This window comes from Streptomyces sp. LS1784, from assembly GCF_020103755.1.
In the GTDB taxonomy this organism is placed as follows: domain Bacteria; phylum Actinomycetota; class Actinomycetes; order Streptomycetales; family Streptomycetaceae; genus Kitasatospora.
The window spans coordinates 1-15,097 of the sequence record NZ_JAHSQD010000163.1 but is presented as its reverse complement, the minus strand read 5'-3'; the positions used below and the strand labels follow the sequence as shown (position 1 = coordinate 15,097).

At 73.9% G+C, this 15,097-nt stretch carries 10 protein-coding genes; 4 read left to right on the top strand and 6 right to left on the bottom strand.

From position 1 onward, the window contains the following. Positions 1–51: 51 nt before the first annotated feature. A complete protein-coding gene (locus KS423_RS19910; protein WP_224280910.1) occupies positions 52–528 on the top strand; it encodes a universal stress protein in 477 nt (158 codons plus the stop codon). A gap of 155 nt (positions 529–683) precedes the next feature. On the opposite strand, the gene KS423_RS19905 is transcribed toward KS423_RS19910, so the two are convergent. From KS423_RS19905 to KS423_RS19890, 4 genes are all read right to left on the bottom strand, one after another. Next, positions 684–1,874 carry an acyl-CoA dehydrogenase family protein gene (locus KS423_RS19905; protein ID WP_224280909.1) on the bottom strand — a complete coding sequence of 397 codons (1,191 nt, stop codon included), beginning with the start codon at positions 1,872–1,874 and terminating at the stop codon, positions 684–686. A gap of 177 nt (positions 1,875–2,051) precedes the next feature. Further along, positions 2,052–3,032, bottom strand: a complete 981-nt coding sequence (locus tag KS423_RS19900; protein WP_224280908.1) for a hydroxymethylglutaryl-CoA lyase — start codon at positions 3,030–3,032, stop codon at positions 2,052–2,054. Beyond that, complete coding sequence (locus tag KS423_RS19895; RefSeq protein ID WP_224280907.1) at positions 3,029–5,287, bottom strand: biotin carboxylase N-terminal domain-containing protein; 2,259 nt, start codon at positions 5,285–5,287, stop codon at positions 3,029–3,031. The genes KS423_RS19900 and KS423_RS19895 overlap by 4 nt, the downstream gene beginning before the upstream one ends. A gap of 143 nt (positions 5,288–5,430) precedes the next feature. Next, positions 5,431–7,140: a carboxyl transferase domain-containing protein gene (locus KS423_RS19890; RefSeq protein ID WP_224280906.1), complete on the bottom strand. Its 1,710-nt coding sequence runs from the start codon at positions 7,138–7,140 to the stop codon at positions 5,431–5,433. A 132-nt stretch (positions 7,141–7,272) separates the two neighbouring features. On the opposite strand from KS423_RS19890, the gene KS423_RS19885 reads away from it, so the two are divergent. Next, on the top strand, positions 7,273–7,938 hold the full coding sequence (locus KS423_RS19885) for a TetR/AcrR family transcriptional regulator (RefSeq protein WP_224280905.1): 666 nt from the start codon (positions 7,273–7,275) through the stop codon (positions 7,936–7,938). A 451-nt stretch (positions 7,939–8,389) separates the two neighbouring features. Then, a complete protein-coding gene (locus KS423_RS19880) occupies positions 8,390–12,481 on the top strand; it encodes an ABC transporter ATP-binding protein (protein ID WP_224280904.1) in 4,092 nt (1,363 codons plus the stop codon). 65 nt (positions 12,482–12,546) lie between these two features. Here KS423_RS19880 and KS423_RS19875 read toward each other — a convergent pair whose 3' ends face one another. Beyond that, positions 12,547–13,554 (bottom strand): ATP-grasp domain-containing protein, encoded by a 1,008-nt coding sequence (locus KS423_RS19875; RefSeq protein WP_224280903.1) that lies wholly within the window; start codon positions 13,552–13,554, stop codon positions 12,547–12,549. A gap of 123 nt (positions 13,555–13,677) precedes the next feature. Here KS423_RS19875 and KS423_RS19870 point away from each other — a divergent pair, with 123 nt between their 5' ends. After that, the gene (locus KS423_RS19870; protein WP_224280902.1) at positions 13,678–14,229 is read left to right on the top strand and encodes an NUDIX hydrolase; all 552 of its coding nucleotides are present in this window, start codon (positions 13,678–13,680) and stop codon (positions 14,227–14,229) included. Positions 14,230–14,305: 76 nt separating this feature from the next. Here the strand turns inward: KS423_RS19870 and KS423_RS19865 are convergent. After that, positions 14,306–15,097: hypothetical protein (locus tag KS423_RS19865; protein WP_374119987.1), on the bottom strand; the 792-nt coding region annotated here is incomplete at its 5' end.

The following is a 15,097-nucleotide window of genomic DNA, read 5'->3' as shown; positions in this document are numbered from 1 at the left end:
CTGGGCCCGGGCGCCGAGCGCCCGGAGGCGGCCTCCGGCGCGGCCGGCCCGCTGGGCGGGCACGCCGAGCCGTCCGGGCAGGAGATCCCGGCGCCGTCGCTCGACCCGGTGTTCCAGCACGGTGTGGTGGTCGGCTTCGACGGCTCGCTGTCGAGCGAGCGCGCCCTCGCCTACGCCGTGGGCATGGCGCGTCGTTCGCAGTGCGGGCTGGTGATCGTGCACGTCGCCAACCGTCTGCCCGCCACGGTCTGGGCAGGCTGCGAGCCACCCGTCTTCGTCGACCTCCCCGACCGCCGGACCGAGGTTCTCGGCCTGGAGCTCGCCTGCGCGGACTTCCTCGCCGGGGTGCCGTGGATCCTGGTCGAGCGTGGCGGGGACATCTGCCACGAGATCGAGGAGGTCGGCCGTGAGTACGCCGCCGACGCGATCGTCGTCGGCACGACGCACGGCCTGCTCGGCAAGATCTTCGGCTCGGTCTCCGGGCGGCTGGCGCGGCGGGCCAACCGCCCGGTGATCGTGATCCCCTGAGGCTCCGTTCCTGCGGCTCCTCCCGAAGCCTCTCCTGGTCTCCTCCTGATGTCTCCTCCGCTATGGGCTCCCCAACTCGCGTTGCGGAGCGATGCGTTGAGCGGTGTGCCGACCCGGTGAACGCGGTTCGGGAGGTGACCGTCAGGCAGTGATCGTCACGAACCGATGCCGAGCTCCCGGGCGATGAGCATGCGCTGGACTTCAGACGTGCCCTCCCCGATCTCCAGAATCTTGCAGTCGCGCCAGAAGCGGGCGACGGGGAATTCGTTCATGAAGCCGTACCCGCCGTGGATCTGGGTCGCCTCGCGGGCGTTGTCGACGGCGGCCTCGGACGAGTACAGCTTCGCGATGGCGGCCTCCTTCTTGAACGGTTCGCCGTGCAGCAGCCGAGAGGCGGCGTCCCGCCAGGCCAGGCGGGAGGTGTGGGCGCGCAGCTCCATGTCGGCAAGCTTGAACTGGATGGCCTGGTTGGCGCCGATCGGCCGGCCGAAGGCCCGGCGCTCGCCGGCGTACTTGACGGACTCGTCGACGCAGCCCTGGGCCAGGCCGGTGGCCAGGGCCGCGATCGCGATGCGGCCCTCGTCGAGGATCCGCAGGAACTGGGCGTAGCCTCGGCCACGCTCGCCCAGCAGGTTGGCCGCGGGAACGCGGCAGTCGGTAAAGGACAATTCGCGGGTGTCGGATGCGTTCCACCCGACCTTCGAGTACTTCTTCGAGACCTGGAAGCCGGGGGTCCCGGTGGGCACGATGATGGAGGAGATCTCCCGTACAGGCGAGCGGAATTCACCCTCTTCACTCGAACGAGCGATCGGTTCGGTGAGTGCGGTGACGGTGACCAGGCCGGTGATGTCGGTGCCGGAGTTGGTGATGAAGCACTTGGTCCCGTTGATGACCCACTCGTCGGTGGCCTCGTCGTACCGCGCCGTGGTGCGGGTGGCCCCCGCGTCCGACCCGCCCTCCGGCTCGGTGAGGCCGAAGGCGCCGAGGAGTTCGCCCGAGGTCAGCCGGGGCAGCCACTCGCGCTTCTGCTCCTCGGTGCCGAACCGGTGGATCGGCATCGCGCCGAGCGAGACGGCGGCCTCCAGGGTGATCGCCACCGAGGAGTCCACGCGGGCGAGTTCCTCCAGGGCGAGGCCGAGGGCGAAGTAGTCGCCGCCCATGCCGCCGTACTCCTCCGGGAAGGGCAGGCCGAAGAGCCCCATCCGCCCCATCTCCCGGACGATCTCGTAGGGGAACTCCTCCCGCTCGTAGAACCCGCCGATCTTCGGCGCCACCACGTCCTGGGCGAACTCGGCGACGGTGCGCCGCAGTTCCTCGTACTCGCTGCTGAGTCGGTGGTCGAGCATGGTGATCCTCCTGGCGTCCGGCCGGGTCGGCCGCGGACGTGAACGGGGTGACCGGCGTCCGTCGGTCGGTGTGACGGACGCACGATGTGATTGAGGGGCGGGAGTCGAGCGGTGCGGGTGGTGCGCGGCGCCGGCCGGGTGGTGCGGGCGGCCGGCGCCGGAACGGGAGCGGGCGGGTCAGCCCCCGGCGGAGCCGAGCAGCGCCTGGACGGTGCGGGACGGACTCGGGCGGCCGAGGCGCTCGGCCATCCAGCCGCTTGTCGCGACGAGGGAGCGCAGGTCGACGCCGGTCCGGATGCCGAGCCCGTGCAGCATCCAGACGAGGTCCTCGGTGGCCAGGTTGCCGGTGGCGCTCTTCGCGTACGGGCAGCCGCCCAGGCCGCCCGCCGAGGCGTCCACCGTGGTGACGCCCTCGCGCAGTGCCGCCAGGGTGTTGCTGAGCGCCTGGCCGTAGGTGTCGTGGAAGTGCACGGCGATCCGGCCGACCGGGACGCCGGCCCGCGCGAAACCCGCCAGCAGGGCGGTGACCTGGCCCGGGGTGGCGACCCCGATGGTGTCGCCGAGGCTCAGCTCCGTGCAGCCCAGCTCCAGCAGCTGCACGCCGTACCGGACCACCTGGTCGACCGGGACGGGGCCCTCCCAGGGGTCGCCGAAGCACATCGAGAGGTAGCCGCGGACCGTGACCCCGGCCCCGGTGGCCCGGGTCACGACCGGGCGGAACATCGCCATGGCCTCGTCCGCCGAGCGGTTGAGGTTGCGGCGGGCGAAGGTCTCGGTGGCGCTGGCGAACACCGCGATGTCGGCGGCGTGGTGGGCGAGCGCGCGGTCCAGGCCACGCTCGTTGGGCACCAGCACCGGCAGCCGCAGGCCCGGGTGGCGCTCCGGCAGGCCGGCGAGCCGGGGGACCAGCTCCTCGGCGTCGGCCAGCTGCGGTACCCATTTCGGGTGAACGAAGCTGGTGGCCTCGACGGTCCTCAGCCCGGCGGCCGCGAGCCGGGCGATGAACTCGGCCTTGACCTCGACTGGCACCAGGGACTTCTCGTTCTGCAGGCCGTCGCGCGGTCCGACCTCGTGGATCCGGACCTCCTCGGGCAGGCCGGGGGCGCGGACCGGGTCGGGCAGGCCCAGGTCGAGGGCGTCGGGCTCGCGGGCGGTCACGACCGGACCTCCGCGGGCTCGGCGGGGGCCGCGGCCGGTTCGGCCGGGGCGTCCCCGACCACCGCGTCCTCGACCGGGGTGACCACGACCAGCAGGTCCTCCATCGCGACGGTGGCGCCGGCGGTGGCCCGCAGTTCGGCCACCACGCCGTCGTGCGGTGCGGCGATCACGTGTTCCATCTTCATGGCCTCCAGGACGAGCAGGGGCTGTCCCTTGCGGACCGTCTCGCCCGCCGTGGTCTTGACGACGGTGACGGTGCCGGGCATCGGGGCGGTCAGGGCGCCGTGGTGAGCGGCGGCCCCGACGGCGCTCTCGACGACCGGGTCGAAGGCGTGCAGCGGCCAGGCGTCGCCCTCGATGCCGAGCCAGGTCACCGGTCCGGCGGCGAGGCCGGGGGTGGCGTCGGTGGCCAGCGAGAACGTGGTCCGGAGGCCGTCGACTGTCAGGTGCAGCCGGTCGTCGGCCAGGGTCGCGCGGGCGCGGTGCGTGGGGCCCTCGTCGAGCCGGAGCTCGACCTCGCGGGTGGGCCCGGCGGAATTGTCAGTGGCATCGGCTACGTTGCCCGCAGTGATCGAACGGACGCGCACCGCCACCGGGTCCTGGCCGGGGGTACGGAGTCGGTGGGTGGTCCAGGCGGGGGTGCCGCCCAGGCGCCAGCCGGAGGGAAGGGAGAACGGGTCGGTCCAGCCGTCGGGATCGGCGGCCGGGGCGAGTTCCAGGTGCCGTGCCAGTGCGGCCGCGTAGTAGAGGAGGTGAGCGGGCGACGGCGGTTCGGCCGCCGCGGGCGTGCTCGGGGTGGTCGCGTTCGTGGGGGAGTACGGCGCGGTGAGCAGGGCCGGTTGCTCCTGCGCCGTCTGCTCCACCAGGCCGGTGTCCAGGCGGCCGGCGGCGACGTCGGGGTGTGCGAGCAGTCGGCGCAGGAAGCCGGTGTTGGTGGTGACGCCCAGGATGCGGGTGTCGGCCAGCGCCGCACGGAGCCGGCGCAGCGCGGTCGGGCGGTCGGGCCCGTACGCGATGACCTTGGCGAGCATGGGGTCGTACGCGCTGGTGATGACGGTTCCGGGGGCCACCCCGGAGTCGACACGGATGCCCTCGCCCCGGGGCTCGTCCAGGGTGAGGATGCGGCCGCCGGTGGGCAGGAAGTCCCGTTCCGGGTCCTCGGCGCAGATGCGGGCCTCGATGGCGTGGCCCAGGAAGGAGATGTCGGACTGGGCGAAGGAGAGCGGTTCACCGGCGGCGACGCGCAGCTGCCACTCGACCAGGTCGAGCCGGACCGAGTCCGCGCCGACCGCGACGGCGAGTTCGGTGACGGGGTGTTCCACCTGGAGACGGGTGTTCATCTCCATGAAGAAGAAGTCCCGCACTCCCTCGGCGGCGGAGGCGGGGGCGTCCGGGTCGATGCCGGGGACGATGAACTCCACGGTGCCGGCGCCGGTGTAGCCGCAGGACTCCGCGGCGCGGACGGCCGCGGCGCCCATCGCGGCGCGGGTCTCGGCATTCAGGAGAACGGAGGGAGCCTCTTCGATCAGTTTCTGGTGGCGGCGCTGGAGGCTGCACTCGCGCTCGCCGAGGTGGACGGTGGTGCCGTGGGCGTCGGCGAGCACCTGCACCTCGATGTGACGCGGCCGGTCGATCCAGCGCTCCAGCAGCAGGGTGTCGTCGCCGAAGGCTGTCCGGGCGACACGGCGGGCGGCGGCGATCTCGGTCGGCAGGTCGGCGCGGTCCCGCACGAGCCGCATGCCCTTGCCGCCGCCGCCGGCGGACGGCTTGAGCAGCACCGGGTAGCCGATCTCGTCGGCGGCGGCGACGAGTTCCTCGTCGGTGGGCGCGGTGGCCCGGCTGCCGGGGACCACCGGGACGCCGGCGGTCCGGACGGCCTCCTTGGCGTTGATCTTGTCGCCCATCAGCTCGACCGCAGCAGGAGGTGGTCCGATGAAGACGAGGCCCGCGTCGGCGCAGGCGCGGGCGAAGCCGGGGTTCTCGGCGAGGAAGCCGTAACCGGGGTGGACGGCCTGGGCGCCGGTGCGGCGGGCAGCGGCGAGGATCTGGTCGGTCCGCAGGTAGGTCTCGGCCGCTGAGCTGTCGCTGCGGTCGGCCGGGCCGAGCCGGACCGCGACGTCGGCCTCGCGGACGTGCGGCGCGTCGGCGTCCGCGTCGCTGAACACGGCGACCGAGCGGACGCCGAGCCGCCGCAGGGTGCGGATCACCCGGAGGGCGATCTCGCCGCGGTTGGCGACCAGAACTGTGTCGAACATGGGAGGCGTTCCTCCGGGTCGAGGGGAGCCGTACGAAGGAGGTGGCGGTGGGCGGTCGGGGCGCCGGCCCGGGTGGGCCGGTGCCCCGGGGAGTCACACCCGGAAGGGAGGGGTCACGGGAACAGGGGTGACACGACGAGGGATCACATGCGGAAGACGCCGTACGGAGCGGGCGGCGCCAGCGGCGCGTTGGCACAGGCGGTCAGCGCGAGACCGACGACGGTGCGGGTGTCCATCGGGTCGATCACGCCGTCGTCCCAGAGCCGGGCGGTGGCGTAGTAGGCGTTGCCCTGGCGCTCGTACTGCTCGCGGACAGGGCGCTTGAACTCCTCCTCCGCCTCGGCCGGCCACTGCTCGCCGTGCGCCTCCAGCTGGTCGCGGCGGACGGTGGCGAGGACGGAGGCCGCCTGCTCGCCGCCCATCACGGAGATCTTGGAGCCCGGCCACATCCACAGGAAGCGGGGTGAGTAGGCGCGGCCGCACATCGAGTAGTTGCCGGCTCCGTACGAGCCGCCGATCACCACGGTCAGCTTCGGGACACGGGTGCAGGCGACGGCGTTGACCATCTTGGCGCCGTGCTTGGCGATGCCGCCCGCCTCGTACTGCCGGCCGACCATGAACCCGGTGATGTTCTGGAGGAAGAGGAGGGGGATGCCGCGCTGGTCGCACAGCTCGATGAAGTGGGCGCCCTTGAGGGCCGACTCGGAGAACAGCACGCCGTTGTTGGCGACGATGCCGACCGGGTGGCCGTGGATCCGGGCGAAGCCGGTGACGAGGGTCGAGCCGTACTCGGCCTTGAACTCGGCGAACCGGCTGCCGTCCACCAGCCGGGCGATCACCTCGCGCACGTCGTAGGGCGTGCGTGGGTCGACCGGCACGGCCCCGTACAGACCCGCCGGGTCGACGGCCGGCGGCTCGACCGGGGTGAGCGGCCACGGCTTGGCCTCGCGCGGGCCCAGCCCGGCGACGATCGTGCGGACGATGGAGAGGGCGTGGGCGTCGTCCTCGGCCAGGTGGTCCGTCACGCCCGAGGTGCGGGAGTGCAGCTCGCCGCCGCCCAGCTCCTCGGCGGTGACCACCTCGCCGGTCGCGGCCTTCACCAGCGGCGGACCGCCCAGGAAGATCGTGCCCTGGTTGCGGACGATCACGGCCTGGTCGCTCATCGCCGGGACGTACGCGCCGCCGGCCGTGCACGAGCCGAGCACGGCGGCGATCTGCGGGATGCCCGCGGCGGAGAGCCGGGCCTGGTTGTAGAAGATCCGGCCGAAGTGGTCGCGGTCCGGGAAGACCTCGTCCTGCATCGGGAGGAAGGCGCCGCCGGAGTCCACCAGGTAGACGCAGGGCAGCCGGTTCTCCAGCGCGACCTCCTGGGCGCGCAGGTGCTTCTTCACCGTCATCGGATAGTAGGTGCCGCCCTTGACGGTGGCGTCGTTGGCGACCACCACCACCTCGCGCCCGGCGACCCGGCCGATGCCGGCGATCACCCCGGCCGCGGGGGCCGCGCCGTCGTACATCCCGTCCGCGGCCAGCGGGGCCAGTTCCAGGAAGGGGGAGGCCGGGTCGAGCAGGGTGTCCACCCGGTCGCGGGGCAGCAGCTTGCCGCGGGCGGTGTGCCGGGCGCGGGCCTTGGCGCCGCCGCCCAGGGCGGCCGCGTCGAGCTTTGCGCGCAGCTCGGTGACCAGGGCCCGGTGCGCCTCGGTGTTGGCGCGGTAGGCCTCGGAGCCGGGATCGACGGAGCTGCCGAGCCGGGGCGCCGGTGCGGCGGCCGCGGGCTGGGCGGCACCGGGCGCCGTCGTGCCGGTCGCCGCGCTGAGCCGGACACCGGTGGGTGTGCCGGCGGTTGAGATGACCATTCCCAAGAGCTCCCTTGCCCTCGGCACCAGGTGGGCAGCCGGGTACGGTCCGCCCGTGATCGCCACGTTAATTAACGTTAACTTACGCGCCCAGGTTAACGGCCGATAACCCGACTGTCTACGATGGACGGCATGCCGAACGTCCCCGCAGCCTCCGCGCTCCCACGCCGCGACCAGATCCGCCGGGAGGCCGCGAGGCTGTTCGCCGCCCGGGGCTTCCTCGGCGTCGGCGTGGACGAGATCGGCAAGGCCGTCGGGATCAGCGGCCCCGGGCTCTACCGGCACTTCGCCGGCAAGGATGCGATGCTCGCGGACCTGTTGATCGGCATCAGCGAGCGCCTGCTGGACGAGGGGCGCCGCCGGGCGGGTGGCGGCGAAGGCCCGGCAGCCACGCTGGACGCGCTGATCAGTGGGCACGTCGACTTCGCCCTGAACGACCGGGACCTGATCACCCTGCACGACCGCGAGCTGCTGAACCTCAAGGAGGAGGACCGGCGCACCGTCCGCCGGCTCCAGCGCGGCTACGTCGAGCTGTGGGTGGACGTGGTCCGGCAGGCCTACCCGCCACTGGCCGACCCCGCTGCCGAGCCGGTGGCGCGGGCCGCCGTGCACGCCGTCTTCGGCCTGATCAACTCGACCCCGCACAGCCTCGGCCCGAACCCCGACCAGGCCGAGCGCTCCGCCCTCCAGCGCGACGGCATGGCCGCCCTGCTCCATGCCCTCGCCCACGGCGCTTTCGCGGCGGCCGCGGACTCGGCCGCCTCCCCCGTCGACGGTTCGGCGTCCGCTGGGGCCTGACTGCCGGTGCCCCGGGCAGTGCCTCCGGCTCCGTTCCGGTCGCCGAGCGGTCCTTCGCCGAGCAGTCCGTCGCCGAGCGGCCTGTCGCGAAGTGGCCCGACGGAGATCGGCTCGGCGGAGAAGGGGTCGGCGGAGAAGGGGCTGGCGGAGAATGGTCAGAGGGCGAAGGTTCCGCCGGTGAAGGCCCGGCGGCAGCCCGCCCCGAGTCCTCATCCCGAAGAACGGCGCCCGCCCGCCTCTGGCCGCTGGCCGTCATGACGGCCGTCGGCGACCCTGGAGTCGGCCGGGGGAGAGTGGGCCATGTGAGTGTTCCACCGGGAATCACCGCAGGCGGCTGGCTGTTGGCCAGTCCGCCGGACCGGATGGTCAGGGCTGCCCCGGCCCGCCCCGAACCCACCCGGGCCGGAAACGCCATGGCGGCCACCCGACGAAATGGTTAGCATCCCTAAATATGCCTGAGACTCACGGATCCACGGTGGAGCAATCCCCGAGCGGCCCCCAGGCCCCCGGCCCGACCCCGGAGGTCCCCGTCGACAGCCTGCAGCCCGCCGTCGAGAACGCCGGGCCGGTCGCCGGAGACGGCGGGCCCGCCGTCGAGAACACCCAGCCCGCTGCCGAGGGTGCCGAGTCGGCCGGCTGGCTGCGCCGCCTGATCGGCTACAGCTGGCGGTCCCGCCGCAGCCTGCTGCTCGCCTTCGGCGCCTCGCTCCTCGGCATGGCCGTCACCGCGCTGGTGCCACTGGTCACCAAGCTGATCATCGACGACGTCATCGTCGCCCACACCCGTTCGCTGGCCCCCTGGGCGGTGGTGCTGCTGCTCGCGGCCCTCGTGGTCTTCGGCTGCACCCAGGTCCGCCGCTACTACGGCGGCCGGCTCGCGGTCGACGTCCAGCACGACATGCGCAGCGACCTGTTCCGCTCGCTCGGCCGGCTCGACGGCCACCGTCAGGACCGGCTGGACACCGGCCAGGTGGTCGGGCGTGCGACCTCCGACCTCCAGCTGGTCAACGGTCTGCTCTCGATGCTGCCGATGATGACCGGCTACCTGCTGATGTTCGTCATGTCGCTGGCCGTGATGGTCTGGCTGTCCCCGCCGCTCACCCTGATCGCCCTGGTCATGGCCCCCGCGCTGTGGTGGGTCTCGGTACTCAGCCGCAAGCGCCTGTTCCCCGCCACCTGGGCCGCCCAGCAGGAGGCGGCCGCCGTCGCGGGCGTGGTGGACGGCGCGATCGGCGGCGTCCGCGTGGTCAAGGGCTTCGGCCAGGAGGCGCAGGAACGCGACAAGCTGGAGCTGGCCTCCCGCAACCTCTTCGCGGCCCGCCTCCGGTCGATCCGGCTGAACGCCCGCTACAACCCGGCGATGCAGGCGATCCCGGCACTCGCCCAGGTCGGCGTCCTGGCCTTCGGCGGCTGGCTGGCCGTCGACGGCCGGGTCACGCTCGGGACCTTCGTCGCCTTCTCCACCTACGTCGCCCAGATGACCGGCCCGGTGCGGATGCTGACCATGGTCATCACCGTCGGCCAGCAGGCCCGGGCCGGCGTCGAGCGCGTCCTGCAGCTGATCGACGAGCGACCGCTGGTCCAGGAGCGCCCGGACGCCCGCACCCTGGACCTCGCGCACGGCGACACCCCGGCCGGGGCCCCGGAGAACGGCGTACCGGCCGACGCCCCCGCCGCCACCTCCGCCACCGCCGCCACCGCCTCCGGCACCACCGCCGTCACCGCCACCGTCGGTGCGCGGACCCCCGACGTCGCCCTGGAGTTCGACCGGGTCGAGTTCCGCTACGACCCCGAGCACCCCGCCCCCGTCCTGCACGGCCTCAGCCTGAAGCTGGCTCCCGGTGAGACCCTCGCCCTGGTCGGCGCCTCCGGCTCCGGCAAGTCGACGGTGGCCCAGCTGGTGCCCCGCTTCTACGACCCCGCCGCCGGCGCCGTCCGCCTGTACGGCCACGACCTGCGCGACCTCACCCTGGACTCGGTCCGTGCGGCGGTCGGCATCGTCCCCGAGGAGAGCTTCCTCTTCTCCGAGTCGGTCCGCACCAACATCGCGTACGGCCGCCCGGACGCCACGGACGAGCAGGTGGTCGCCGCCGCCCGCGCCGCCCAGGCCGACGAGTTCATCCGTGCGCTGCCGGACGGCTACGACACCAAGGTCGGCGAGCAGGGCCTGACCCTCTCCGGCGGCCAGCGCCAGCGCATCGCGCTGGCCCGGGCGATCCTCACCGACCCCCGGATCCTGCTGCTGGACGACGCCACCTCGGCCGTGGACCCGCAGATCGAGGCGGAGATCCACGACGCGCTGCGCTCGGTGATGACCGGCCGCACCACGCTGCTGATCGCCCACCGCCGCTCGACCCTCCAGCTCGCCGACCGGATCGCCGTCCTGGAGCGCGGTCGGCTGCTGGACCTCGGAACGCACGAGGAACTCGAAGCCCGATGTCCCCAGTACCGGGCCCTGATCACCGACCCCGAGGCCGGTCGCACCGGCCGGCAGTCCATCCCTGAACCGGCGTCCGCAGAGGCGTCCGGGCGGGCGACCGAGCAGCAGGCCGCCGGCGGCGCTCCCACCGGCGACGCACAGACGGCCCCCGGGAGCGACAGCGCCGGAACCACCGACAGCGCCGGAACCACCGGAACCCAGGCCACCCCCGCCCTCCCCACCCCCGCCCTGGCCAAGGCCGCCCGCACCGCCGACCCCGACCTGCTGGACAAGGTCGCGGCCCTCCCGCCCGCCTCCGACACCCCGGCCGTCCCCCGCGCCGAGGCCGAGGCCGGCGACCCCGACTTCACCCTGCGCCGTCTGCTGCGCCCCTTCCGCACCCCGCTGCTCATCGCCTTCCTGCTGGTCGCCCTGGACGCAGCGGCCGGCCTGGTGCTGCCGGTGCTGATCCGGCACGGCATCGACGAGGGCGTCCGCAAGGGCCTGATGTCCGGCGTCGCGGTGGCCTCGCTCACCGCACTCGTCGTGGTCCTGCTGGACTGGGTGGTGCAGGGCGCCGAGAACCGGGTCAGCGGCCGTACCGGCGAGCGCGTCCTCTACACGCTCCGGCTCAAGATCTTCGCCCACCTCAACCGGCTCGGCCTGGACTACTACGAGCGCGAGCTGACCGGCCGGATCATGACCAGGATGACCACCGACCTGGACTCGCTGACCTCCTTCCTCCAGACCGGCATGGTCACCGCCGTGGTCAGCCTGCTGACCTTCGCCGGGATCTTCGCCGCCCTGCTGATCATCGACGCCGGCCTGGCCCTGGTGGTCTTCGCCGTCCTGCCGCTGCTGGTGATCGCCACCCTGGTGTTCCGCAAGAAGTCCAAGGACCAGTACGAGCACTCCCGCGACCTGATCAGCGCCGTCAACGCCGACCTCCAGGAGAACGTGGCCGGCATGCGGATCGTCCAGGCCTTCCGCCGCCTGGACACCAACACCGACCGCTTCGTGGCCCGTGGCATCGCCTACCGCGAGGCCCGGGTCCGGGCCCAGCTCTACATCTCGCTGTACTTCCCGTTCGTCCAGTTCCTCTCCAGCGTGGCCGCCGCGCTGGTGCTGATCGTCGGCGCCGCCCGGGTCGACGCGGGGACGCTGACGGTCGGTGCGCTGGTCGCGTACCTGCTCTACATCGACCTGTTCTTCGCGCCGGTCAACCAGCTGTCCCAGGTGTTCGACGGCTACCAGCAGGCTTCGGTCGGGCTCGGCCGCATCCGCGAGCTGCTGCGCACCCCGACCACCACCGCCGAGGCGCTCGACCCGGTCCCGGTGGCCAAGGGCCTGCGCGGCGAGATCTCCTTCGAGGGGGTCGGTTTCGCCTACAACGGCGGCGCCGACGGTGCTCCGACCGTGCTGAGCGGCGTGGACCTGCACATCCCGGCCGGGCAGACGGTTGCGCTGGTCGGCGAGACCGGCGCCGGCAAGTCGACGCTGGTGAAGCTGGTCGCCCGGTTCTACGACGCGACGGAGGGCACCGTCCGGGTGGACGGGGTCGACCTCACCTGCTACGACCTGGCGCAGTACCGCCACCGCCTGGGCGTGGTGCCGCAGGAGGCGTACCTGTTCGCGGGCACCGTCCGCGAGGCGATCGCGTACGGACGGCCGGACGCCTCGGCGGCCGAGGTGGAGGCGGCGGCCCGGGCGGTCGGCGCGCACGACATGATCGTCCGGCTCTCGGGCGGCTACGACCACGAGGTGGCGGGCCGCGGGCGCAACCTCTCGGCGGGCCAGCGCCAGCTGATCGCGCTGGCCCGGGCCGAGCTGGTCGACCCGGACATCCTGCTGCTCGACGAGGCCACCGCGGCGCTCGACCTGGCCACCGAGGCGGCGGTCAACCAGGCTGCGGACCGGCTCAGCGGGGGCAGGACCACCCTGGTCATCGCCCACCGCCTGACCACCGCCGAGCGCGCCGACCGGGTGATCGTGCTGGACCACGGCCGGGTGGTCGAGGACGGCACGCACACCGAACTGCTCGCCCGGGGCGGCACCTACGCCCGGCTCTGGCAGGCGTTCATCGCCGACGGCCACCCGGCGGTCGAGGCCGTCGCCGCAGGATAGGGCCGCTCCGCACCCGGAACCCCGCTCACCCGCGAGCCGCCTGACGGCCCTTCACCTGCGGATCGTCAGGCGGCGATCAGCGAGGCCAGCAGCGCCGAGGCGTCGATGCCCCGGGGCAGGTCGCTCACCTGCCCGTCCCCGACCTCGACCACCCGCCAGCCGGAGCCGTCCGCCCGGCTGGCGAGGTCGGTGGTGACGAAGCGGCAGCCGAGCCTGCGGACCAGCGCCGGAACCTCGGTGAGGTCGGGCTCGACGGCCTGGCGCGGGGCGTCCGGGTGCGGCCCGACCAGGACGGGCCGGCCGTCCAACCACCACACCCGGGCCTCCACGGCCCGCCCACCGGCCCCCGGTCCGCCGCCGTCCGCGCGCTCCGGACCGGCCGCACCGGCTGCACCGGCCGGCCCGCTCGTACCGGCCATCCCGCTCGTACCGTTCGTGCCGACCGGGCCGTCCGCCGGGAAGCCCGCGCCTTCGAACTCCTCGTACTGCCGCAGCACCACGCCGCCCGCCAGGAACTCGCCCTGCAGTTCGACGAACCGTTCCACCACCCGGCCGACGGCCGCCAGGTCGGACAACTCGGGCACGTAGCAGGCCTCGCGCCACTCGTGCTTGCGCGACTTCACGTAGTCCTTGACGATCGCCGGGCCGCGCCCACCGAGCCGGGCCGCGGCCTCCGCCAGCTCCGCCGGCCCTGGCGCCGCCGGCCCGTCGGACGGGATCCACGCACTGGCCGGGGTCGCGCCCTCGAACACGCCGTACCAGCCCGGCAGTTCGTGGGCCGCCGCGTACCCGGGCGCGCTGGTCAGCAGGTTGCCGCCGCGGGCGGTGAGCGCGGCGGCGAAGTCGGCGTACCGGGCGGATGGCAGCATCCAACCCCGGTACCAGAGCGGGCCGCTGTCCCGCGGAACCCGCCGGACCGCCTCCTCGGCCCGCCCGGCGAGCAGCCCGTCATGGTCGACCAGGTGGTGCTCGCCGCCCAACTCCCGCAGCATCCTGGCCTCCCAGGCGAAGTGCGGGTCGGGCCGGCGCGGGTTGAGCGGATCGGCGGGGAAGATGATCGCGGGTACGGGCATGGCCGTCAGGGTACGGCCGCTCGGCGGGTCGTGCGCCCGCCACGACGGACCGGCCGGCTCAAGCACCCGACCGGAGTGCCGAATCCGCTCGACGCCCCTGCCGGCTGCTGCGAGAGTGACCCGATGCGAAATCTGCTGCGTCAGCGCAAACGCAAGCCGAGGCAGGCCGCCCGCACGGTGGTCCTGGACGAGAACGGCTCGGTCTTCCTGCTCCGTTCGGACAACGACGAGGTCGGCGTGCACTGGGCCATGCCGGGCGGCGGACTGGAGCCGGGTGAGACCCCGTGGGACGGCGCCCGGCGCGAGCTGTGGGAGGAGACGGGCTGGAGCGACCTCGAACCCGGCCCGCTGCTCTGCACCTGGGAGCACGACTTCACCTGGCACGGCACTCCGGTCCGCCAGCACGAGCACATCTACCTCACCGGCGGCCCGCACCGCGGCCCGGTCGGCGACGTCAGCGAGGTGCACGCCGTCGACCGGATCCTGGACTGGCGGTGGTGGACCCCGGCCGACCTCGCGGACGAGAACGCCGACGCGCTCTGGCCGCCCGCACTGCCGGAACTGCTGGACGCGGTCCGCGCGGGCTGGGCCGTGGACGGGCGGCCGCCGGTGCCCGTCGACCTCGGGTACGTCCCGAACGCCCCGGTCACCCGTCAGCCCGATCAGGCCCGTTAGCCCGGTCAGGCCTGCCGGACCCGTCGGGCCCACGACGCCCGCGCTGCCCATCGCCGGACGGCGCCCGGCGGAGCGGCTACGTGCGCCTGCCGCGCCGGGTCCGCCCGGCCGGAGCGGACTCCCAGCCGTGCAGCTCCAGCTCCCGGTCGTGCAGTGCGGCGGGGTTCATCAGCACCGTCAGCTGTGCGCCGGCCAGTTGTTCGAAGCCGAGTCCGGTCGCGGACAGCAGCTGCTCGGTCGACACCGAGACGGCGATGGCGGGCCGCCAGGAGGGCAGCACCACCAGACAGGTGCCGTGGCCGACCCGGATCGGCTCGGCCGCCACCCGGACGGGTGCGCGCTCCTCCGGCCGGCCGAGGCCCTCGGCCGGCACGGGGCTGCCGCCGATCAGGATGCCGAGCGGCGGTTCGGCCCACGAGGCTCCGGCGGCGGGGCCGGTGGCAGCCGGGCCGGCCCCACCGGAGCCCCCGACGCCGATACCGGCTCCGGCTCCGGCCTCGAACGACGGCGCCTGCGTCGCCGCACCGGCCGTACCGGCGCGTTCGTCCGCCCGCCCGGTGGCATCCGGCAGATCCGTCCTGTTCGGGCCGGTCGCGGCCGTCTCCCGTGCGGTCGCCCCCTGCCCGGTCTGGACGGCCTGCGGGTGCATCCGGCGCAGTCGCCGCGAGGGCGACGGCCGCCGGGACCCCAGGATCCGCGGCTCTTCGTGCACCGGACGCGGCGCCGGCACGGACGGGCCACCCTCCGGCGGCGCGGCGGCGGGCCCGAACCGGACGAACCCGGCCTCGGCCCCGACCCCTTCCGGCCCGTCGGGGGTGCCGGTTGCTCCGGCAGCACCGTCGGTGGAAGCGCCGGGCACGGCCGGACC

Coding starts and splice junctions, on each gene's coding strand:
- KS423_RS19895 (WP_224280907.1), bottom strand. CDS start 5,287: ATGTTCGACACAGTTCTGGTCGCCAACCGCGGCGAGATCGCCCTCCGG.
- KS423_RS19870 (WP_224280902.1), top strand. CDS start 13,678: ATGCGAAATCTGCTGCGTCAGCGCAAACGCAAGCCGAGGCAGGCCGCC.
- KS423_RS19905 (WP_224280909.1), bottom strand. CDS start 1,874: ATGCTCGACCACCGACTCAGCAGCGAGTACGAGGAACTGCGGCGCACC.
- KS423_RS19875 (WP_224280903.1), bottom strand. CDS start 13,554: ATGCCCGTACCCGCGATCATCTTCCCCGCCGATCCGCTCAACCCGCGC.
- KS423_RS19880 (WP_224280904.1), top strand. CDS start 8,390: ATGCCTGAGACTCACGGATCCACGGTGGAGCAATCCCCGAGCGGCCCC.
- KS423_RS19885 (WP_224280905.1), top strand. CDS start 7,273: ATGCCGAACGTCCCCGCAGCCTCCGCGCTCCCACGCCGCGACCAGATC.
- KS423_RS19890 (WP_224280906.1), bottom strand. CDS start 7,140: ATGGTCATCTCAACCGCCGGCACACCCACCGGTGTCCGGCTCAGCGCG.